Genomic DNA, 19765 nt, shown 5'->3' with positions numbered 1-19765 from the left:
ACATCACTCCCGGTTGCCGGAGACCGTCTCGCGCAGGGCGCGCAGGGACTCCTTCAGCGATCCCATGGTGGCGAGGACGGCGGTGGGCTCGTAGCCGCAGTGCGCCATGCAGTTGGCGCAGCGCGGGTCCTTGCCGCGTCCGTACTTGTCCCAGTCGGTGTCCTCGACCAGCTCCCGGTACGTGGGCACGTATCCGTCGCTCATCAGGTAGCAGGGGCGCTGCCAGCCGAAGAGCGAGTAGTTCGGGATCGCCCACGCGGTGCACGGGAAGTCGACCTTGCCCTCCAGGAAGTCCAGGAAGAGCGGCGAGTGGTTGAGCCGCCAGCGCCGCCGGTTGCCGCCCGAGAAGGCCTTCTTGAACAGCTCGCGGGTCTGCTCCACGCCCAGGAAGTGCTCCTGGTCGGGGGCCTTCTCGTAGGCGTAGGCGGGCGAGATCATCATCTCGTCGACCTGGAGGTCGTCGTTGAGGAAGTTGAGCACCTCGATGATGGTCTGGGGAGTGTCGGTGTTGAAGAAGGTCGAGTTGGTGGTGACCCGGAAGCCGCGCCGCTTGGCCTCCTTGATCGCCTCCACTGCCTCGTCGAACACGCCCTCCTTGGCCACCGACTCGTCGTGCCGTTCGCGCAGCCCGTCGATGTGCACCGCGAAGGCGAAGTAGGGCGACGGCGTGAACGTGTCCATCTTCTTGCGCAGCAGCATCGCGTTGGTGCAGAGGAAAACGTACTTCCGCTTGGCCACCAGCTGACGCACGATCTCGTCGATCTGCGGGTGCATCAGCGGCTCGCCACCGGCGATGGACACCATCGGGGCACCGGACTCCATGACCGCTCCCACGGCCTGGGCGACGGGCATCCGCTGTTTCAGCACCCCGGCCGGATGCTGGATCTTGCCGCACCCCTCGCACTTGAGGTTGCAGGCGAACAGCGGCTCCAGCTCCACGATCAGCGGAAACTTGTCCCGTCGGCGGAGCTTCTGTTCAGCCAAGTATGTAGCGACCTTGATGGACTGTCGGAGCGGCATGGCCATCTGGCTCACCTCCTGGGGAGCAGCAAGGAACGGTGCCATTCAAAGAAAGCGGGAAGAACGGAACGAAGGACACGGAAAGCTGATATTCCACCGCGCACCGTGCCGATCCGGACGAGTTCATGTTCAGGAGCGTCCACGACCACCCGGACGGCCGCAACCGGGCGATCGCCCGCGCGCACGGCGCTCAGAAGCGTGACGGCGGACTCCATGTCGACCGCGATCGCGCCGGTGGCGCGCAGGGCGGACCGTTCGGGGCCGCGCACGACGTGGTCGGAACCGGTGAGCGGCCCGGTGTGCACGGTCCGCCCGGGCAGCGCCCGGGACAGCTCCTTGACCAGCAGGTCCGTCCCCACGCAGGGGGTCGTACCGCGCGGGTCACGGGTCTCCTCGGCGACGACCGGATCGCCGGGGTGCATGCCCGGCGCGAGCCCGGCGCAGAAGCCGGTCGCCAGCACGGCGGCGTCGCGCAGGGCCGGGTCGGCCAGCAGGCGGGTGACGGCCCGTTCGGCGGCCACCGGCCCCATGCCCGTCCTCAGCACCGTGACCGGCCCGTCGGCCCCGCCTCGGCCGCCCGCGCGCAGGGCGAACTGCTCGATGCCGAGCGCGCAGGCGATCAGCAGCGGGACGGGGGCGGCCTGCGGGCTCATCAGCTCCCCTCGGCCTCGGCGAGCGGCATCCCGGCCCCGCTCCCCGGGAGCTTGTCGGCGAAGGGCTCCCCGTGCAGATACCTGCCGAGGGCGGTGAGCGGGAAGACCTGCCGGTAGAGGTGGTAGTTGATCGAGAAGTCCCACGGGAAGCCCGTCCCCGTGAAGTACGGCTCGTCCCAGGAGCCGTCCTCCCGCTGGGTGGCGGCGAGCCACTCGACGCCGCGTTCGACGGCTTTGGAGTCCCGCTCCCCCGCCGCGAGCAGGGCCATCAGCGCCCACGCCGTCTGCGAGGCGGTCGAGGCGCCCTTGCCGCTCCACTCCCTGACGTCCTGGTAGGAGCGCAGGTCCTCGCCCCAGCCACCGTCGTCGTTCTGGACCGACTCCAGCCAGGCCACGGCCCGCCGGATCGCCGGGTGCGCGGCGGGGATGCCGGCGGCGGTCAGGGCGGGCACCACGGACCCGGTGCCGTAGACGTAGTTGACGCCCCAGCGCCCGAACCACGAGCCGTCCGGTTCCTGCTCGGCGAGCAGCCACTCGATGCCGCGCCGGGTGCGCGGGTCGTGGGCGAGGCCCTCCACCGCGAGCATCTCGACGACGTGCGCGGTGACGTCGGCGGAGGGCGGGTCGACGACCTCGCCGAAGTCGCAGAACGGCAGCCGGTTCGGGAAGGGGCTGGTGTTGTCGACGTCGAAGGCGGCCCAGGCGCCGTTCTTCGACTGCATGCCGAGCGTCCAGCGCATGCCGCGCCCGATGGCCCGCTCGACCCGCTCCGGGTCGTGGTGGGTGATCCGGCGCAGCGCGAGGATCACCTCGGCGGTGTCGTCGATGTCGGGGTAGTTGTCGTTGTGGAACTCGAACGCCCAGCCCCCGGGTGGCAGTCCGGGCCGCTTCACCGACCAGTCACCCGGCCGGACGATCTCCTCGCCCAGCATCCAGTCGGCCGCCTTCACCAACTGCGGGTGATCGGCGGGCAGTCCGGCGTCGACGAGGGCGATGGCCGCCAGGCAGGTGTCCCACACCGGCGACTGGCAGGCCTCGATCATCCGGGCCCCGTCCTCGCGCCACACCGCGAACCGGTCCAGGGACGCGAGGCCCTCGCGCATCACGGGGTGTTCGAGGTCGTAGCCGAGCAGATGCAGGGCGATGATCGAGTACACGGCGGGGGGCTGGATGCCGCCCCAGCAGCCGTCGTTCTCCTGCCGCTCGATGATCCAGCGGGCGGCGCTGTTCATGGCGGCCCTGCGCAGCCGGCGCGGGGCGACCTTCCGCAGGGCGTGCAGGCCCTTGTCCATCCGCTGGAACGCCCCGTCCCAACTGAGTGGCGAGGCAAGGGGCTTGGCCGGGTTCGGGTGGGCCGGGTCCGTGTGCAGCTCGTCGAGCGGGAAGGGCGCGGGGCGGACCGGCCGTTTCGCGGAGACGACCGTCAGCGGGACGATGGTCTGCCGGGCCCAGCAGCCGAAGTCGTAGATGTTGAGCGGCACCCACTTGGGGAAGAAGATGAGCTCCGGCGGGAGTTCGGGCAGGTCCTCCCACTTCCACCAGCCGAACAGGGCCAGCCAGATGCGGGTGAAGACCCGGGCGGCGGCGATGCCGCCCCGCTCGCGGATCCAGGCGGAGGCCTTCGCCATGTGCGGGGCGTCGGGCGCGTCACCGGCCAGACGGAGCGCGACGTACGCCTCGATGGTGGCGGACAGTTCGCCGGGCCCGCCGTAGAAGGTGGCCCAGGTACCGTCCTCGCGCTGCTCGCCACGGATGAAGAGAGCGGCGGCCTGTGTGGTCTTGACGTCGCGGATGCCGAGGAACTGACGGAGCAGCAGGTCCTCGGCATCCATCGTGACGTTGGTCTCGAGGTGGCCCTTCCACCAGCCCTGGGCGTCCTGGCGGGAGAGCAGGAAGTCGGTGGCACGCCGGGCGGCGCGTGCGGCGGCTTCCGGTACCCCGGCCGCCCCGGGGATGTCTGTGTCGGTGTCGCTGGCCGCGGCGGCGCGGGGCGGCAGGGCCCCGGTGCTTCCGTCGGTCGTCGCTGTCATGGCTTCCCCTTCGTGCAGTGGTGCAAGGTGTGCAGCTGCTGTGGGTCCGCCGTCGGCCGGTGCTTTGTGATGACTCGCGGCACCGGCCGGCGACTACGCGAGGGCTATTCGGCCGATAGTGATCATCTCTTTCGTACGACGACGAAGTCGGCGAGCGCCGTGAACTGTGCCCGCACCCGGTCGGGCATGTCGACGGCGTCGAGGGCTTCGATGGCGATGGTGTGCTGACGGCGTGCCTCGTCGGCGGTCCACTCGCGACCGCCGGCCTCCTCGATGAGGGCGGCGCGGGCCGCGAACTCCTCCTCGGAGAAGTTCTCGAAGTCGCTGGCCTTGGCGTCGGCGGCGAGGATCTCGCCGAGCCGCTCGGAGGCGGAGCCGCCCGCCGCGAGGGCCGCCACGACCGGCAGGGACTTCTTGCGCTGGCGCAGGTCGCTCCAGGTCTGCTTGCCGGTGGAGACCGGGTCGCCCCAGATGCCGAGCAGGTCGTCGACGGCCTGGAAGGCGAGACCCAGGTGGTAGCCGTACTTCTCCAGGGTGTCGGCGGTGCGGTCGTCGGCGCCGCCGAGGACCGCACCGATGGAGGAGGCGCAGGCGAGCAGGGCGCCGGTCTTGTTGCCCTCCATCTCCAGGCACTCCTCGACGCTGACACGGTCGCGGTGCTCGTAGGAGATGTCCTGGGCCTGGCCGTCGATCAGGGCGCGGGAGGCGGTGGTCAGACGGCGGGTGGCGCGGCCGGCCTCGACGGTGCCGAGTTCGAGGAGCACCTCGTTGGCGAGGGCGAACAGGGCGTCGCCGACCAGGATGGCCTGGGCGGGGCCGTGCACCTTCCAGACCGTGTCGCGGTGACGGCGCTGCTCGTCGCCGTCCATGAGGTCGTCGTGGAGGAGGGAGAAGTTGTGGACGAGTTCCACGGCGACGGCGCCGGGGATGCCGGTCTCGGGGGCGGCCGACATGACCTCGGCGGACAGCACCGCGAGGGCGGGGCGCACGGCCTTGCCGCCGTCCCCCTCCGCGGGCCTGCCCTGGGCGTCGATCCAGCCGAAGTGGTAGGCGGCAACAGTGTCCATGGGAGGTGCCAGGCGGTCGACGGCCGCCCGCAGTACCGGTGTGGCCAGGGTTCGGCCGCGCTCCAGCAGCGCGGTCACGTCCACCGCCTCGGCAGTCTTCGAGGCCGGGGGCACAGTGGGCACAGTCTCTCCTCTTGTTGCGGTACCGGGGGTGCGGGGGCCGCCTGCCGCTCCGGCCTGAGCCGGCATCATGCCGCCTCCTCGAGCGCGAAGAGGTGCTGCGGGCGGGGCCGGCCCAGGGCGCCCAGCACGGCGTCCGCCGCGCTCACACCACTGCGGACCGCACTCTCCATGGTCGCGGGCCACCCGGTGGCGGTCCACGCTCCGGCCAGGTAGAGGCCGGATGCCTTGGTGCGGGCGCCGGGCCTGAGTCGCCCGACGCCGGGGGCGGGAGCGAACGTCGCGGTGCGCTCCCGGGTGACGAAGAAGTCCTTCACGTCGGCGCCGCGGGTCAGCGGCAGCAGTCGCTCCAGCTCGGGCAGGTACCGCTCGCGCAGCACGGCCACGGGCTCGTCGATCTCGTCCTGGGCGGCCGACTGCGACAGGGCGAGGTACTGGCCCTCGCGCAGCCCGGACGCCTCGGTCCGGTCGAAGACCCACTGCACGGGGCTGCCGAGGGCGGTGAAGAACGGCCGGCCGAGGACCTTACGGTCGTACACCACATGGACGTTGAGGATCGGCGCGGTGCCGATCTCCAGGAGCCGTCCGGGCGCGTCGAGGGCGCCCGCCGGCAGCAGGTCGTGCGCCTCGCGCTGCGGTACGGCGAGGACCACCGCGTCGGCCTCCAGCGTCTCGCCGGGGACCTGAACGCTCCACTGCCCGGCCCCGTTCGAGGAGACGGAGGTGACGCGGGCACGGACCTCGGTGCGCACGCCCGCGCAGTCGAGCGCCTTGCGGGCCAGCCGGTCGTGCAGGTCGCCCAGCGGGACCCGCGCCCAGCCGATGTCGGCCGCGCCCGGGTCCGACAGCAGACCGGTCTTGAACACCATCGCGGCGAGCCCGAGGGAGGCGTCGGAGGCGACCGCGTTGAGGGTGGCGACCCCGACCAGGTCCCACAGCGCCTCGACGGCGCGCGCCGACTGGCCGTGCGCGGCCAGCCAGCTGCCGAAGTCCTGGGTGTCCAGCGCCGGGTCGGTGGGGTCGAGTCCCTTGAGGGCGAGCGCGGCCCGGCCGACCTTGGCGCGGTCGGCGAGCGACAGGTGCGGATAGGCGGCGAGGCTGCGCCCCAGGTGCAGGGGCACGGGCAGGGCGTCCCGTCGCAGCCGGCCGAGCCGCCGCCCCTCGGGCCGGGCGAGGTCCAGGACGGGTACGTCGAGACGGTCCTGGAGCGGGGCCAGGGCCGCGCCCTCGATGCGGTCGAGGAACCAGCGGTAGGCCGTGCAGCAGCGCAGGTAGACGTGCTGGCCGTTGTCGACGGTGAGGTCACCGCGCTGGAAGGAGAAGGCCAGACCGCCGAGCCGCGGCCTGCCCTCCAGCAGGGTGACGCGCACTCCGGCATCGGCGAGCGCGAGCGCGGTGGTGACACCGGCGAGCCCGCCGCCCACCACGACGGCGTGCCGCCCCTGTGCGGCCGGTCCCCGGGACCCTGTGCCGTAGGTCATCGCGCACCCTCCCCTGCGGCCCGGGCGTGCTGCTCGAACGGTGCACGACCGGCCGTCTCCGTCAGGGACGCCGCCCCGGGCCGGAGGGTTGCCCGCCGGTTGTCTCCGACGGTGTGGCCGGGAGGGGCGTCGTGGCGGCGCCCGGCCGCCGAGGTCACGAGGGCGTGGCCGCCCGGCCGTCCGCCGACGACCGCGACCCGCCCCCGTCGGCGGACGGGGGAATGGGAATGCACCGGCTCGGTGTCACGGCAGGCCTGCGGGACGCGCGGCGCCGCAGCCCGCACCGCACTCCGTCCGTCGACCGGTTCGGCCGTCACGCACGCCTCCTGACGGTCCGCCGGGTCACATGCCGGGCGTCGAGTCCGGACAGGCCGCGCACGGCGACGTAGGCCTTCTCCCGGCCGGGCAGCGAGACGCGGCCGCGCAGCACGGCCTCCGGGTCGCGCTCGATGCGGTCGAGGAGGCGGCGGTAGATGCCGGCCATGGCGGCGACACAGGCTCCGCTGCGCCGGTCGAGCATGGGGAGCAGCCGGTACCCCTCGGCGAACAGAGCGCGGGCCCGTCGCACTTCGAAGTGCACGAGGCCCGCGAAGTCGGAGCCCTGCGGTGGCCGCGGCCCGCTGAAGCCGGCCGAGCAGCCGAACTTGGCGAGATCGTCGGCGGGCAGATAGGTCCGCCCGTCCACGGCGTCCTCGCGGACGTCTCTGAGGATGTTGGTGAGCTGAAGCGCGAGCCCGAGCGTGTCGGCATACTCCGGCGCGCGGTCCACGCCGCGAGCCCCGGGTTCCGTGCCGAAGACGCCGAGCGAGAGACGCCCGATCGCGCCCGCCACGCAGCGGCAGTAGACCTTCAGGTCGTCCCAGGTCTCGTAGGTCTCGCCGCGGACGTCCATCAGGACGCCGTCGATGAGCTCGTCCAGGCCGCCGAGCGGGATCGGGAAGTGCCCGGCGGCGTGCGAGAGGGCGACGGCGACCGGATCGGTGTCGTCCTCGTCGACCCCGTCCTCGCGGATCCTGGTGAGCAGCGTCCGGGTCTCCTCCAGCCTGGCCACCTTGACGTCGTCGGCGAGAGCGCCGTCGCCGATGTCGTCGACCCGCCGCGAGAACGCGTACAGCGCGGACATCGCACGGCGCTGGGGCGTCGGCAGCAGCCGGATGCCATAGGCGAAGTTGCGGGCCTGCCGCCCGGTGACGGCCTCGCAGTAGCTGTAGGCGGCGAGTACCGGTGGGGACGCGTGTGGTTCCGACTCCACGGTCCGGATCACCCCTCTCCTCGCAGAGTCACGCCCACCTCACGCAGCAACCGGACCTTGCCGGGCTTGGGCGGGCCGGGAAGTACGTCGAACTCGGCGGCGGCGATGGCACGGACGGCCGCCCTTCCCCCCGCCACGAACCCCGCGAGCAGCAGCTTCAGCCTGCCGTGGACGCTACCCACCAGGGGGGCGCCTTCATTCAGCAGATCCCGGGCCCTTTGCGCTTCGTACGCAATCAGCGCACGGACCGACGCTCCGGCGGATCTCGTGGCGAGATCCGCTTCCTGGACGTGGAAGCGTTTCATGTCGGCTGCGGGCAGGTAGATGCGGTCGCGGCCGAGGTCCTCGGCCACGTCCTGGAGGTGCTCGACGATCTGGAGGGCCGTGCAGATCATGTCGGAGCGGCGGATCCGCTCGGGTGTCGAGGTGCCGGTGACGGCGAGGACGAGACGGCCGACGGGGTTGGCGGACAGCTCGCAGTAGGCGAGCAGGTCGTCGTAGGTCTCGTAGCGGCCGACCAGCTGGTCCTGTCGGTTGGCGGCGATCAGGCCGAGGAACGGCTCGGGGGTGAGCGAGTGGCGGCGCACGGTCGGCTGGAGGCGGCGCAGCAGGGGGTGGCGCGGAGTCGAGTCGAAGACCCGGCGCAGGTCGGCCTCGAAGGCGTCCAGCATCACGAGCCGGTCCTCGGCCTCCTGCGGGGACACCCCGAGCAGGCGGGCGTCGGCACCGCCGGGGGCCAGGTCGCCGTCGCCGATGTCGTCGACCAGGCGGGCGAAGCCGTAGACGGCCATGAGGTCGGTGCGCCAGGCCCGGGGCAGGAAGAAGGGGGCCACCGGGAAGTTCTCACCGGCGGCCTTGTCGAGCGTGCCGCGCTCCGGATCGAGGGCGCGTGCCGTGCCGGTTCCCGTCACCGCCGACTGCCCGGCGCGGGGACGGCACGTGCTGCGTGGAGCTGGGGAGTTTCCGTAGCCATCGCCGTCACATCTCCCGTTCTACACTGCCGACCCAATACGCACTATTTCGGACACGCCGCCCAGCCGTCCGCACGGTGGTCCGACGGGCGGTGTCGCGCATTATTGCCCTGATTGCCGTGTTTCGGGACCGGTACAGCTTACGTTGTACAACGCGACACGGTTCGTCAGGGTGTCCTGCGCATCACGAGAACACACCGATTGGCCCCAAGATTCCTGAGATGGGCCGGAGTTGACGTTTCCTTTGCAGAGGCGGGGCCCCGCCGGAGCAGTTCCGTCGGGGCCCTGGCCGAATCAGGGCTACTTGCCCGTGAACTTCTCGTACTCCTTGAGCACCTCGTCCGTGGGGCCGTCCATGCGCAGCTCGCCACGCTCCAGCCACAGGACGCGGTTGCAGGTGTCGCGGATGGACTTGTTGTTGTGGCTGACCAGAAACACCGTGCCGGCTTCCTTGCGCAGCTCCCGGATGCGGTCCTCGGAGCGCTTCTGGAACTTCCGGTCGCCGGTCGCCAGGGCCTCGTCGATCATCAGGACGTCGTGGTCCTTGGCCGCGGCGATGGAGAAGCGGAGCCGGGCCGCCATGCCGGAGGAGTAGGTGCGCATGGGCAGGGTGATGAAGTCGCCCTTCTCGTTGATGCCGGAGAAGTCGACGATCTCCTGGTAGCGGTCCTTGATCTCCTCGCGGGACATGCCCATGGCGAGCCCGCCCAATATGACGTTCCGTTCGCCGGTGAGGTCGTTCATCAGGGCCGCGTTGACGCCGAGCAGCGAGGGCTGGCCGTCGGTGTAGACCTTGCCCTGCTCGGCCGGGAGCAGTCCGGCGATGGCCCGCAGCAGGGTCGACTTGCCGGAGCCGTTGGAGCCGATCAGGCCGATGGCCTCACCGCGGTACGCCACGAAGGAGACGCCGCGCACGGCGTGCACCTTGCGCACGCCCCGCTCCTCACCGCGCTTGACGATGCGGCTGAGGGCGGCGGTGGCGCTGCCCTTGCCGGTCTTGGCGCCGTTGACGCGGTAGACGATGTGCAGGTCGTCCGCGATGACGGTGGGAATCCGTGCGTCCTGCTTCTGCTCAGCCACGGCCGTACCTCTCCTCCGCCTTCCAGAAGTACACGAAGCCACCGAGGGCGAACAGCACGGCCCAGCCGCCCGCGGCCGCCCACACGTGGTCGGGCAGGTACTGGGAGCCGTAGTCGTCGATCAGGGCGAAGCGCATCAGGTCCATGTAGATCGCGGCCGGGTTCCACTGCAGGACGTTGGCGATCCAGGCCGGCTTGTCCGCGAGGAAGATCGGGATGGAGAACATCACGCCGGAGGCGTACATCCACGTCCGCATCACGAACGGCATCAGCTGCGCGAGGTCGGGCGTCTTGGCGCCCGCCCGGGCCATGATCAGCGCGAGGCCGGTGTTGAAGCAGAACTGCAGCACGAGCACCGGCACGATCAGCAGCCAGGACAGATCCGGGTAGTGGCCGAAGCCGACCGCGATGGCGAACAGCACGATCATCGAGAACAGCAGCTGCTGGAGCTGCTGGAGCGCGAAGGAGACCGGCAGCGAGGCCCGCGGGAAGTGCAGGGCGCGGACCAGGCCGAGGTTGCCGGAGATCGCGCGCACCCCCGCCATCACCGAGCTCTGCGTGAAGGTGAACACGAACACGCCCGTGACCAGGAACGGGATGTACACCTCACGGGACATGCCCCGGTCGGCCTCCAGGAGCAGGCCGAAGATGAAGAAGTACACGGCCGCGTTCAGCAGCGGCGTGGCCACCTGCCACAGCTGGCCGAGCTTGGCCTGGCTGTACTGGGCCGTCAGCTTCGCCCGGGAGAAGGCGAGGATGAAGTGCCGCCGGTCCCAGAGCTGACGGACGTACTCGATGAGGGACGGCCGGGCGCCGCTCACGGTCAGCCCGTGCTTGGCGGCGAGTTCCCTCGCCGTGAGGCCCTCGTCGGGCGCCGCGGGCGCGCTCACCGCGACCGTGGCGTCGTGCGTTGTCTCACTCACTAGTGGAAACTTTCGTCTTCGAGATGCTCGGCCTGTGCCGGCCTGGCACGAGCCGGGGCCGGGGTACGGCCCGGGGGGCTCCCGGGTGCTCCCGGATACGAGCTTGTCAGATGACGGGGGGCCGGCCCAGCCGGGTCAGCCGCCACACCGTACGCCACTTCATCGGCCGGCGGGGCCCGCACGAGGTGGTCCAGCCCTCGCGGAATCCGCCGAACCAGGCCCGCAGCGCACTGCGGGAGGGGCGGCGCAGGAGAGTGAGCAGCAGCCACACGCCGAGGTAGACGGGGACGAGCGGCGCGGGGAGGTTGCGGCGGGCGAGCCAGACGCGGTTGCGGGCGACCATGCGGTGGTAGACCGCGTGCCGGGAGGGGGCGGTCGTCGGGTGGTACAGCACCATGTCGGACCGGTAGTCGATCATCCAGCCCGCGTCGAGGGCCCGCCACGCCAGGTCGGTTTCCTCGTGGGCGTAGAAGAACTCGTCCGGGAGTCCGCCGACGTCGGCGAAGACCCGGGTGCGGACGGCGTTGGCACCGCCGAGGAAAGTGGTCACGCGCGAGGATCGCATCGGGTCGGAGGCGCGCAGCCGGGGGACGTGCCGGCGCTGCGTGAGGCCGTTCTCCGGGTCGGCTATGCGGAAACTCACGATGCCGAGCTTCGGGTCGGCCTCGAAGGCCTCGCGGCACAGCTCGGCGGTGTCGTGGCCCGCGAGGAGCCCGTCGTCGTCGAGGAACAGCAGGATGTCGACGTCCCGGCCGGCGGGGCCGAAGGCCTCGATGCCGACGTTGCGGCCGCCGGGGATGCCGAGGTTCTCGGGCAGTTCGATCGTGCGGACACCCTCGGGGACGTCCGGGACGGGCGAGCCGTTGCCGACGACGACCACCTCGACCGGGTCACCGTCCTGCTTGGCGACGGAGTCGAGCAGGGCGCGCAGCTCCTCTGGCCGGTTGCCCATGGTGATGATGACGGCGCCGACCTTCATCGCGCTCACTTCAGCCTGCTCGAGGCGAGGATGGACACGAGGTGCAGCAGGGTCTGCACCAGCGCGATGCCGGCCAGCACCGCCACGCCGAGCCGGGAGAAGAACAGGTCCCCGCGGGCCTGGTCGACGATCGCCAGGACCAGGATCAGCAGGGACGCCTCGATGCCGAGGATGAGGCGGTGGAACTTGAGGGCGGCGGCGGCCTTGCGGGCCAGCGCCATGCCGGAGGAGCGCATCTCGGCGGCGGCTTCCTTGACCGGCGGCTTTCCGGCCTGGTGCCGGGCGACGCCGACGAGGTCGGTCTCCGCCTTGATCAGGATGGCGCCGAGGGCGGCCAGGGTGCCGAGGAACGCCCACAGCCAGTCGATACGGCCGCTGCCCCACGGGTCGGCGGCGCGCAGGCCGAAGCCGACGAGCACCGCGGCGTCGGTGAGGTAGGCGCCGACCCGGTCCAGGTAGACACCGTTGAGGGAGTACTGCTTCTTCCAGCGCGCGATCTCGCCGTCGACGCAGTCCAGCAGCAGGTACATCTGGACGCACACCACGCCGAGCACGGCGCCCGCGATCCCCGGCACGAGCAGTGCCGGGGCCGCGAGCACACCGAAGACGGTCATCAGGTAGGTGAGCTGGTTGGGCGTGACCCTGGTGTTGACCAGGTAACGGTCGACCCGCAGGGACACCTCACGCATGTAGAGGCGTCCCATCCAGTGCTCACCGCTGCGCCGGTCCTTCACCCCCGCGGGGTGAACGACGGGGCGGAGTTCAGCTACCGATGGCCTTGACATAGTCGGCGTAGGTGTCCTTGATCTGTTCGGTGTTCAGGTCGAGGTGTTCGAGGATGGTGTAGCGGCCTGGCCTGGTCTCCGGGGCGAACTCGACTGCCTTGACGAACTCGTCCGTCGTGAAGCCGATCTCGTCCGGCAGCACGGGCAGCCCGTGCCGGCGCAGCACCTCGGCCATGTACGCCGATTCCTCGTGCGCCCCGCGCAGCCACATCGCGAAGGCCGCGCCGAGACCGCACTGCTCGCCGTGGGCGGCGGCGCGCTTCGGGTAGAGCAGGTCGAAGGCGTGGTTGATCTCGTGGCACGCCCCGGAGGACGGCCGCGAGTCACCCGAGACCGACATGGCGATGCCGCTGAGGACCAGCGCCTCGGCGAGCACCTGGAGGAAGTCGTTGTCCCCGATGCCGCCGGGGTGCCGCAGCACGGCCTCGCCGGCCTGGCGGGCCATCGCGGCGGCGAGGCCGTCGATCCGCTCGCCCTTGACACGGCCCGCCAGCTCCCAGTCCGCGATCGCGGAGATGTTGGAGACGGCGTCGCCGATGCCGGCGCGGACGAAACGGACCGGGGCCTCACGGATGACGTCCAGGTCGATGACGACCGCGATCGGGTTCGGCACACCGTAGGAGCCGCGGCCCGCGTCGTTGTCGAGGGTGGCGACGGGCGAGCACAGTCCGTCGTGCGCGAGGTTCGTCGGCACGGCGACCAGGGGCAGCCCGACGCGCGCCGCGGCGAACTTGGCGCAGTCGATGATCTTGCCGCCGCCGAGGCCGACGACCGCGTCGAAGTGGCCGGCCTTTATGTCGCTCGCCAGCCGGACCGCGTCGTCGAGGGTGCCGCCGCCGACCTCGTACCAGGTGGCGCCGGGCATGCTCGGCGAGATCCGCTCGCGCAGCCTGGCGCCGGAGCCGCCGCTGACGGCGACGGCGAGGCGGCCGGAGTGCGAGATGCGCTCGTCGGCGAGGACGCATGCCAGGTCGTCGAGGGCACCCGGGCGGATGTCGACGACGAGCGGGGAGGGGATGAGCCGGGTCAGTACTGGCATGCGATCTCCCGTCCGCGGGCGAGATCGTCGTGGTTGTCGATCTCCACCCACTTGACGTCGCCGATCGGCGCCACGTCGATACGGAAGCCGCGGTTCACGAGCTCCTGGTAGCCGTGCTCGTAGAACTGCTGCGGGTCGGTCTCCCACACGGCCTTGAGCGCGTCGGCCAGCTCGGGGGCGGCGTCGCCCTCGATCAGCGTGACGCCGATGTACTCGCCGGTGGCCTCGGCGGGGTCCATCAGCTTGGTGATCTTCGTCATGCCCTTGGCGGGGTCGACGACGACCTTCATCTCCTCGTCCGCGAGCTGCTTGACCGTGTCGAGGGCGAGGATGATCTTCTTGCCGTCGCCGCGGGCGGCGAGCAGCGTCTTCTCGACGGAGACCGGGTGGACGGTGTCGCCGTTGGCGAGGATCACCCCGTCCTTGAGGGCGTCACGCCCGCACCAGAGGGAGTAGGCGTTGTTCCACTCCTCGGCCTTGTCGTTGTGGATGAGGGTGAGCTTGAGGCCGTACTTCTGCTCAAGGGCTTCCTTGCGCGCGTACACGGCCTCCTTGCGGTAGCCGACGATGATCGCGACCTCGGTGAGACCGATCTCGGCGAAGTTGCCGAGGGTCAGGTCGAGAACCGTGGGTTCGCCTTCTATGCCCTCGGGGCCCACCGGCACCAGCGCCTTGGGAAGGCTGTCGGTGTAGGGGCGCAGACGCCGTCCGGCGCCGGCCGCGAGCACGAGGCCGATCATGCGGTTTCTCCTTCATCGTGTACAGCGGGTGCGCCGCCCTGGTGGGCGGCGACCCAGAAGCGGATGCTCTCGACGAGCACCACCAGGGCCACGGCCACGGCGAGGACCGTGAGCGCGACCGTGAACTGCGAGGCGGTGAGCAGCGCTGCGAGGACGGTGACGAGCAGGGTCCGTCCCTCGTGCCCCCCGATGGAGCGCACCAGCCAGGCCGGGGGCGCTCCGGCGTCGCCGCGGATGCGGTAGACCGTGTCGTAGTGATGGTAGGCGACCGCGGCCACCAGCCCGAAAGCCGCAGGAAGGGCTCCGTTCACGTCCGCTTTCGCTGCCAGGACCAGGACGGTGGCGTATTCGGCGGCGCGCAGGAACGGCGGGACCAGCCAGTCCAGGGCGCCCTTGAGGGGGCGGGCGACGGCGAGGCCGGAGGTGAGGGCGTAGGCGAGGGCCGCGACGATCGGCCAGGGGCCGCCGAAGTCCGTCAGCGCCGCGGTGAGGACGACGGCGAGACCGCCGAGCAGGGCGACGACGGGGGCGGTGAAGCCCGGCAGCCTGCGGACGGGCTTCTTGAACGCCTCCACGAAGCCTTGCGCGAGCGGGCCGCTGTCGGCGAGGTCGGCCAGGGCGCCGGCCGCCCGGTCGGTCCGCCGGGCCTTGCGCGTCAGCGACCGCAGCACCCGGCCCGCCGTGGTGTACGTCGCCGCGAAGGCGCATCCGATGAGCAGGGCGTAGAAGGTGATGCGGGGAGTCGTGGCCGCCGTCAGCACCGCGATCATCGCCCAGCGCTCGCCGATCGGCAGGACGATCATCCGCCGTACCCAGACCGTCCAGCCGACGCTGTCGAGCTTGTCGGAGAGGGCGGCGGTGGGGCTGGTGTTGGCGGTGGCGTCGTGGTTGGCCTCGTTGAAGGAGAAGTCCACGACGTGCCGGCAGGTCTGCAGGACCATGGCGCCCAGGGCCAGGGCCCAGACGTCGTCGCCGCCGCGGGCGGCGCCGAGGGCGAGGCCGGCGTAGTAGGCGTACTCCTTGGCCCGGTCGAAGGTGGCGTCCAGCCAGGCGCCGAGGGTGGAGTACTGCAGCGAGTAGCGGGCGAGCTGGCCGTCGGTGCAGTCCAGGACGAAGGACGCGATCAGCAGGACGCCGGCCGCGACGAAGCCGCCGCGGGTGCCGGTGGCCGCGCAGGCCGCCGCTATGAGGGCGGTGAGCAGCGAGGCGGTGGTGACCTGGTTCGGGGTGAGACCCCGGCGGGCGCACCAGCGGGCGATGTAGCGGGAGTAGGGGCTGATGCAGTAGGTGGTGAAGAAGCCGTCACGGGACTTCACGGCCGACTTCAGGCGTACGGCCTCGTCGTCGACGTCCGCCACCGCCTGCCGTGCCTCGTTGCGGGCCTGCGGGTCGGCGGGTACGGCGGCGACGAGGCTGCCCAGTTCGGGGCGGTGCACGTCGGTGCCGTCGGCGTCGAGGGCGGTGAGGATGCGGTCGGCGAGGCTGTCGACCAGGGTGGCGCCGCCGCCCGCGGAGTTCTCGCGGGCCATCGCCCGGGTCAGTGCCTGACGGCCGGCGGGCTGAGCGGTGACGGCGCCGGGGATCGCGGCGAGCGGGAAGCGGGGGTCGGTGAGGCCGAGGCGCAGCGCGTGCACGTGCCCCACGAAGCGGGCGTCGACCAGGGCGACCCGTTCGTCGCCCGGCACCTCGGCGAGGAGGGTCTCGGCCTCGGCGGCGTCGGTGGCGATCCGGAGGTCGAACCCGAGGGAGCGCAGGTCGGCCTCGATCGACGATCCGGGGACCGGCTGGCCGGTGAGGATGGCGGTCGACAACCGAATTCACTCCCTGGGTACCGACGCGTCCGCGCCGGTGATGTACGTGGGGGCGCCCTCTCCGGTGGCTCCCGGGCGGCATGTCGGCAGAGGCTATCGGATGCCGGGAAGGCCACGTTCACCGCCCGTTCGGCGGGTGGATCGACGTGGTTCGCACAAGCTCCTGCCGCGATCATCATCATGGATCCGGGGCCCGCCCCACAAACCGCGCCCCTCCAGAGCGGACATCGGGGACATTGCGCAGGGCCCGGCCGGGGCCGCATAGGGTGGGCGACCATGACTTGGCTGATCACCGGCGGTGCCGGCTATATCGGAGCACATGTGGCCAGGGCCATGACCGAGGCCGGGGAGCGCGTCCTCGCCCTGGACGACCTCTCGGCCGGGGTGCCCGCCCGGCTCCCGGCCGAGGTCCCGCTCGTGCGGGGCTCGTCGCTGGACGGGGAGCTGCTGAAGCGGGTCTTCGCCGAGCACGATGTGACGGGTGTGGTGCATCTGGCGGCGCGCAAGCAGGTCGCCGAGTCCGTCGCGCGGCCCACGCGCTACTACCGGGAGAACGTCGGCGGCCTGGTGACCCTCCTGGACGCGGTGGCCGGGGCCGGGATCGAGCGCTTCGTGTTCTCCTCGTCGGCTGCCGTCTACGGCGACCCGGGTGTGGACCTCATCACGGAGGACACCCCGTGCGCGCCGGTGAATCCGTACGGCGAGACCAAGCTCGCCGGGGAGTGGCTGGTGCGGGCGGCGGGAGCGGCGCACGGGATCTCCACCGTATGTCTGCGCTATTTCAACGTGGCGGGGGCGGCCGCACCGGAGCTGGCGGACACGGGCGTCTTCAACATCGTCCCGATGGTCTTCGACCGGCTGACGCGCGACGAGGCGCCCAGGATCTTCGGCGACGACTACCCGACACCGGACGGGACCTGCGTCCGTGACTACATTCACGTCGCCGATCTGGCCGAGGCCCACCTGGCGGCGGCCCGGCGGCTGGCCGAGGGCGGCATCACCGGTGACCTGACGGTCAACATCGGCCGCGGCGAGGGCGTCTCGGTCCGCGAACTCATCACGGTCATCGGCGAGGTCACCGGCGACCGCCGGCCTCCGCTCGTCGAGGACCGCCGCCCCGGAGACGCCCCGCGGGCGGTGGCCTCGGCCGCCCGGGCCGCCGCGGAGCTCGGCTGGACCGCCCGGCGCGGGGTGCGCGAGATGACCGAGTCGGCCTGGCGGGGCTGGCTGCTGCACCACGGCTCCTGACCCACCGGAGCGCCCTGACCTGCACATCGTTTCCGCAGGTCAGGGCAGATGACAACGGTGTTCAGTGCCGCGTTGCGCATACCCCCTCCCCGTAGTTCACTGGGGTGCCCGAGCACGATCACGCGGACACAGGAGGCTGACTTCTCATGGGGGCTGGGCACGATCACGGGCACGCGCACGGCGCGGCGGCCGGCGGTACGGCGACCTCGGCGTACCGCGGCAGGCTGCGGATCGCGCTGGCGATCACGCTCGGCATCGTGGTCGTGCAGATCGTCGGTGGCGCCCTCGCCGACTCGCTCGCGCTCGTCGCGGACTCGGCGCACATGGCGACGGACGCCCTGGGCCTCGGCATGGCGCTGCTCGCGATCCACTTCGCGAACCGCCCGCCCAGCGAGCGGGCCACCTTCGGCTACGCCCGGGCCGAGATCCTCGCCGCCCTGGCCAACTGCCTGCTGCTGCTCGGGGCCGGCGGGTACGTCGTGTACGAGTCGGTCCAGCGCTTCATGACGCCGGCGGACACCGAGGGCCGGCTGGCGCTGCTGTTCGGTGTGATCGGCCTGGCCGCGAATCTGGTGTCGCTGTCGCTGCTGATGCGGGGGCAGAAGGAGAGCCTGAACGTGCGCGGAGCGTTCCTGGAGGTGGCGGCGGACGCCCTGGGTTCGGTCACGGTGATCGTGTCGTCCGTGGTGATCATGCTCACGGGCTGGCAGGCCGCCGACCCGATCGCCTCGCTCGTCATCGCGCTGATGATCGCGCCCCGGACGTGGAAGCTGCTGAGCGAGACGCTCTCCGTGCTGCTGGAGGTCGCTCCCAAGGGCGTCGACATGGCGGAGGTGCGGTCGCACATCCTCGCCACGGACGGTGTGGAGGACGTCCACGACCTGCACGCCTGGACGATCACCTCCGGTATGCCGGTGCTGTCGGCGCACGTGGTCGTCAGCTCGGAGGCCCTGAACGCGATAGGGCACGAGAAGATGCTCCACCAGCTCCAGGACTGCCTCGGCGACCATTTCGACGTGGAGCACTGCACCTTCCAGCTGGAGCCGAGCGGTCACGCGGAGCACGAGGCGCGGCTCTGTCACTGACGGGGCGCACTCCACTGTGAGTGCGCCGGGGAACGCAACCCTCCGCCGCGCGCCCGCGTCCTGAGCCCCACAGCTGTGGCAGGGACGATTTTCCGCCGCCCTGGCCGGGCACGATCATCTACCGGGTCCCTTTCCCGACGTCCGACCGGTGCCGGCCGCGGTCCGCGCCGCTGGCGCGGGACATGCGGGCGTGCCGCGAAGTGCCGGGAGTGCCGGATTCGTACGGCAGACTTGGGGCGCGAAGACCGATGTGAAGGATGGGTATGCCGATCACACCTGCCACCGCGACGCACAACCCGTCGAACGGCACCGCAGACGCGATTTTGCTGGAACTGGTCGACGAGGACGGCGTGACGATCGGCACCGCGGAGAAGCTCGCCGCCCACCAGCCGCCCGGGCAGCTGCACCGCGCGTTCTCCGTGTTCCTCTTCGACGAGTACGGGCGGCTGCTGCTCCAGCAGCGCGCGCTGGGCAAGTACCACTCGCCCGGTGTGTGGTCCAACACCTGTTGCGGCCACCCCTACCCCGGGGAGGCTCCCTTCGCGGCGGCGGCGCGGCGCACGTTCGAGGAGCTCGGCGCCTCCCCGTCCCTGCTGGCCGAGGCGGGCACGGTCCGCTACAACCACCCGGACCCGGAGTCCGGTCTGGTGGAGCAGGAGTACAACCACCTCTTCGTCGGCATGGTGCAGGCGGTGGTGCGGCCGGACCCGGAGGAGGTGGCGTCGACGGCCTTCGTGACCCCGCCGGAGCTGGCGGAGCGGCACGCCAAGGACACCTTCTCGTCCTGGTTCATGACCGTCCTGGACGCGGCCCGGCCGGCCATCAGGGAGCTGACGGGCCCCTCGGCCGGCTGGTGAGCCCGGCCCTGACGACAGGGTTCAGGAGAAGCGCGCGGGTTTGAGCGGCAGGGCGGCCCAGATCACCTTGCCGCCGCTCGCCGTGTAGTCCACCTCGCACACCCCGCCCGCCTCCCGGGTGATCTCGCGCACCAGGAGCAGACCGCGCCCCCCGGTCCGGCCGTGGTCGGTCTCCAGGGCGGTGGGCCGGTACGGGTGGTTGTCCTCCACGGACACCCGGAGCCACTCGGCACCGACGGCCAGCTCGACGGCGACGGTCGGCGACAGCACCGCCGCGTGCTTCACGGCGTTCGTCACCAGCTCCGAGACGATCAGCAGCAGCCCCTGGGCCAGGTCGTCCGAGACCGGTACCCCCTGACGCAGCAGCAGGTCCCGTACGGCGTGCCGTGCCTGGGGGACCGAGGCGTCGACCGCCGGCGCGGTGAACCTCCAGACCCCTTCGTACGTCAGGGGATCCGCGGGCCCGGGGCCGAGGGGCGCCGCGCCGCCCTCTGGGCGCGGGCCGAACCCACGCCCGTCGTCGTCCATCGTCCGGTCGCCACCCTCGCGCTCGATTGTCGCCACACCTCGAGTGTTGGTAACGATGCGCCTCCCACCCCGGGACTGAACAGAAGTCAGCAACTAT

19 protein-coding genes are annotated in these 19765 nt (G+C 71.4%); 3 read left to right on the top strand and 16 right to left on the bottom strand.

Going from position 1 to position 19765, the window contains the following annotated elements:
* Window positions 1-3: 3 nt before the first annotated feature.
* The 15 genes from hpnH to ACIRDU_RS09270 all read right to left on the bottom strand — a co-directional run bounded on the left by hpnH (window position 4) and on the right by ACIRDU_RS09270 (window position 15950).
* Window positions 4-1026 (bottom strand): adenosyl-hopene transferase HpnH, encoded by a 1023-nt coding sequence (gene hpnH, locus ACIRDU_RS09340; RefSeq protein ID WP_107454007.1) that lies wholly within the window; start codon window positions 1024-1026, stop codon window positions 4-6.
* A gap of 5 nt (window positions 1027-1031) precedes the next feature.
* The gene (locus tag ACIRDU_RS09335) at window positions 1032-1673 is read right to left on the bottom strand and encodes a 1-hydroxy-2-methyl-2-butenyl 4-diphosphate reductase (RefSeq protein WP_403576389.1); all 642 of its coding nucleotides are present in this window, start codon (window positions 1671-1673) and stop codon (window positions 1032-1034) included.
* Window positions 1673-3703, bottom strand: a complete 2031-nt coding sequence (gene shc, locus ACIRDU_RS09330; protein WP_403576387.1) for a squalene--hopene cyclase — start codon at window positions 3701-3703, stop codon at window positions 1673-1675. The genes ACIRDU_RS09335 and shc overlap by 1 nt, the downstream gene beginning before the upstream one ends.
* Window positions 3704-3825: 122 nt before the next feature.
* Entirely contained in the window at window positions 3826-4893 is a 1068-nt protein-coding gene (locus tag ACIRDU_RS09325; protein ID WP_403576385.1) for a polyprenyl synthetase family protein, read from the bottom strand.
* A gap of 65 nt (window positions 4894-4958) precedes the next feature.
* Window positions 4959-6371 carry a hydroxysqualene dehydroxylase HpnE gene (hpnE, locus tag ACIRDU_RS09320; protein WP_403576383.1) on the bottom strand — a complete coding sequence of 471 codons (1413 nt, stop codon included), beginning with the start codon at window positions 6369-6371 and terminating at the stop codon, window positions 4959-4961.
* Window positions 6368-6529 carry a DUF6380 family protein gene (locus tag ACIRDU_RS09315; RefSeq protein WP_403577343.1) on the bottom strand — a complete coding sequence of 54 codons (162 nt, stop codon included), beginning with the start codon at window positions 6527-6529 and terminating at the stop codon, window positions 6368-6370. Before ACIRDU_RS09315 ends, hpnE begins: the two co-directional genes overlap by 4 nt.
* A gap of 155 nt (window positions 6530-6684) precedes the next feature.
* Window positions 6685-7635: a presqualene diphosphate synthase HpnD gene (hpnD, locus tag ACIRDU_RS09310; protein WP_403576381.1), complete on the bottom strand. Its 951-nt coding sequence runs from the start codon at window positions 7633-7635 to the stop codon at window positions 6685-6687.
* Window positions 7632-8534, bottom strand: coding sequence for a squalene synthase HpnC (hpnC, locus tag ACIRDU_RS09305; protein ID WP_403576379.1), 903 nt, complete (start codon window positions 8532-8534; stop codon window positions 7632-7634). Before hpnC ends, hpnD begins: the two co-directional genes overlap by 4 nt.
* Window positions 8535-8894: 360 nt before the next feature.
* Window positions 8895-9674, bottom strand: coding sequence for an ABC transporter ATP-binding protein (locus ACIRDU_RS09300; protein ID WP_403576377.1), 780 nt, complete (start codon window positions 9672-9674; stop codon window positions 8895-8897).
* The gene (locus ACIRDU_RS09295; RefSeq protein ID WP_403576375.1) at window positions 9667-10596 is read right to left on the bottom strand and encodes an ABC transporter permease; all 930 of its coding nucleotides are present in this window, start codon (window positions 10594-10596) and stop codon (window positions 9667-9669) included. Before ACIRDU_RS09295 ends, ACIRDU_RS09300 begins: the two co-directional genes overlap by 8 nt.
* Window positions 10597-10702: 106 nt before the next feature.
* Window positions 10703-11575, bottom strand: coding sequence for a glycosyltransferase family 2 protein (locus ACIRDU_RS09290; RefSeq protein ID WP_403577340.1), 873 nt, complete (start codon window positions 11573-11575; stop codon window positions 10703-10705).
* Between the two features lie 5 nt (window positions 11576-11580).
* Window positions 11581-12360: a CDP-alcohol phosphatidyltransferase family protein gene (locus ACIRDU_RS09285; protein ID WP_403576373.1), complete on the bottom strand. Its 780-nt coding sequence runs from the start codon at window positions 12358-12360 to the stop codon at window positions 11581-11583.
* A complete protein-coding gene (locus tag ACIRDU_RS09280) occupies window positions 12338-13399 on the bottom strand; it encodes an iron-containing alcohol dehydrogenase family protein (protein ID WP_403576371.1) in 1062 nt (353 codons plus the stop codon). Before ACIRDU_RS09280 ends, ACIRDU_RS09285 begins: the two co-directional genes overlap by 23 nt.
* Entirely contained in the window at window positions 13387-14139 is a 753-nt protein-coding gene (locus tag ACIRDU_RS09275; RefSeq protein ID WP_403576369.1) for a sugar phosphate nucleotidyltransferase, read from the bottom strand. The genes ACIRDU_RS09280 and ACIRDU_RS09275 overlap by 13 nt, the downstream gene beginning before the upstream one ends.
* Complete coding sequence (locus ACIRDU_RS09270) at window positions 14136-15950, bottom strand: DUF5941 domain-containing protein (RefSeq protein ID WP_403576367.1); 1815 nt, start codon at window positions 15948-15950, stop codon at window positions 14136-14138. The genes ACIRDU_RS09275 and ACIRDU_RS09270 overlap by 4 nt, the downstream gene beginning before the upstream one ends.
* 276 nt (window positions 15951-16226) lie before the next feature.
* Here ACIRDU_RS09270 and galE point away from each other — a divergent pair, with 276 nt between their 5' ends.
* From galE to idi, 3 genes are all read left to right on the top strand, one after another.
* The gene (gene galE, locus ACIRDU_RS09265; RefSeq protein WP_403576365.1) at window positions 16227-17198 is read left to right on the top strand and encodes a UDP-glucose 4-epimerase GalE; all 972 of its coding nucleotides are present in this window, start codon (window positions 16227-16229) and stop codon (window positions 17196-17198) included.
* Window positions 17199-17344: 146 nt separating this feature from the next.
* Window positions 17345-18283 carry a cation diffusion facilitator family transporter gene (locus tag ACIRDU_RS09260; RefSeq protein ID WP_403576363.1) on the top strand — a complete coding sequence of 313 codons (939 nt, stop codon included), beginning with the start codon at window positions 17345-17347 and terminating at the stop codon, window positions 18281-18283.
* 263 nt (window positions 18284-18546) lie between these two features.
* Complete coding sequence (gene idi / locus ACIRDU_RS09255; protein ID WP_403576361.1) at window positions 18547-19140, top strand: isopentenyl-diphosphate Delta-isomerase; 594 nt, start codon at window positions 18547-18549, stop codon at window positions 19138-19140.
* A gap of 21 nt (window positions 19141-19161) precedes the next feature.
* On the opposite strand, the gene ACIRDU_RS09250 is transcribed toward idi, so the two are convergent.
* Window positions 19162-19668 (bottom strand): ATP-binding protein, encoded by a 507-nt coding sequence (locus ACIRDU_RS09250; RefSeq protein WP_403577338.1) that lies wholly within the window; start codon window positions 19666-19668, stop codon window positions 19162-19164.
* Window positions 19669-19765 lie beyond the last annotated feature (97 nt).

The sequence above is a fragment of the Streptomyces sp. NPDC093598 genome (genome assembly GCF_044764825.1).
Lineage (GTDB): Bacteria > Actinomycetota > Actinomycetes > Streptomycetales > Streptomycetaceae > Streptomyces.
The sequence above is the reverse complement of the archived record's forward strand: the minus strand, read 5'-3'. Positions and strand labels throughout refer to the sequence as shown.

Coding starts and splice junctions, on each gene's coding strand:
- hpnH (WP_107454007.1), bottom strand. CDS start 1,026: ATGGCCATGCCGCTCCGACAGTCCATCAAGGTCGCTACATACTTGGCT.
- ACIRDU_RS09335 (WP_403576389.1), bottom strand. CDS start 1,673: ATGAGCCCGCAGGCCGCCCCCGTCCCGCTGCTGATCGCCTGCGCGCTC.
- shc (WP_403576387.1), bottom strand. CDS start 3,703: ATGACAGCGACGACCGACGGAAGCACCGGGGCCCTGCCGCCCCGCGCC.
- hpnE (WP_403576383.1), bottom strand. CDS start 6,371: ATGACCTACGGCACAGGGTCCCGGGGACCGGCCGCACAGGGGCGGCAC.
- ACIRDU_RS09290 (WP_403577340.1), bottom strand. CDS start 11,575: ATGAAGGTCGGCGCCGTCATCATCACCATGGGCAACCGGCCAGAGGAG.
- ACIRDU_RS09285 (WP_403576373.1), bottom strand. CDS start 12,360: ATGTCAAGGCCATCGGTAGCTGAACTCCGCCCCGTCGTTCACCCCGCG.
- ACIRDU_RS09280 (WP_403576371.1), bottom strand. CDS start 13,399: ATGCCAGTACTGACCCGGCTCATCCCCTCCCCGCTCGTCGTCGACATC.
- ACIRDU_RS09275 (WP_403576369.1), bottom strand. CDS start 14,139: ATGATCGGCCTCGTGCTCGCGGCCGGCGCCGGACGGCGTCTGCGCCCC.
- galE (WP_403576365.1), top strand. CDS start 16,227: ATGACTTGGCTGATCACCGGCGGTGCCGGCTATATCGGAGCACATGTG.
- ACIRDU_RS09260 (WP_403576363.1), top strand. CDS start 17,345: ATGGGGGCTGGGCACGATCACGGGCACGCGCACGGCGCGGCGGCCGGC.
- idi (WP_403576361.1), top strand. CDS start 18,547: ATGCCGATCACACCTGCCACCGCGACGCACAACCCGTCGAACGGCACC.
- ACIRDU_RS09250 (WP_403577338.1), bottom strand. CDS start 19,668: ATGGACGACGACGGGCGTGGGTTCGGCCCGCGCCCAGAGGGCGGCGCG.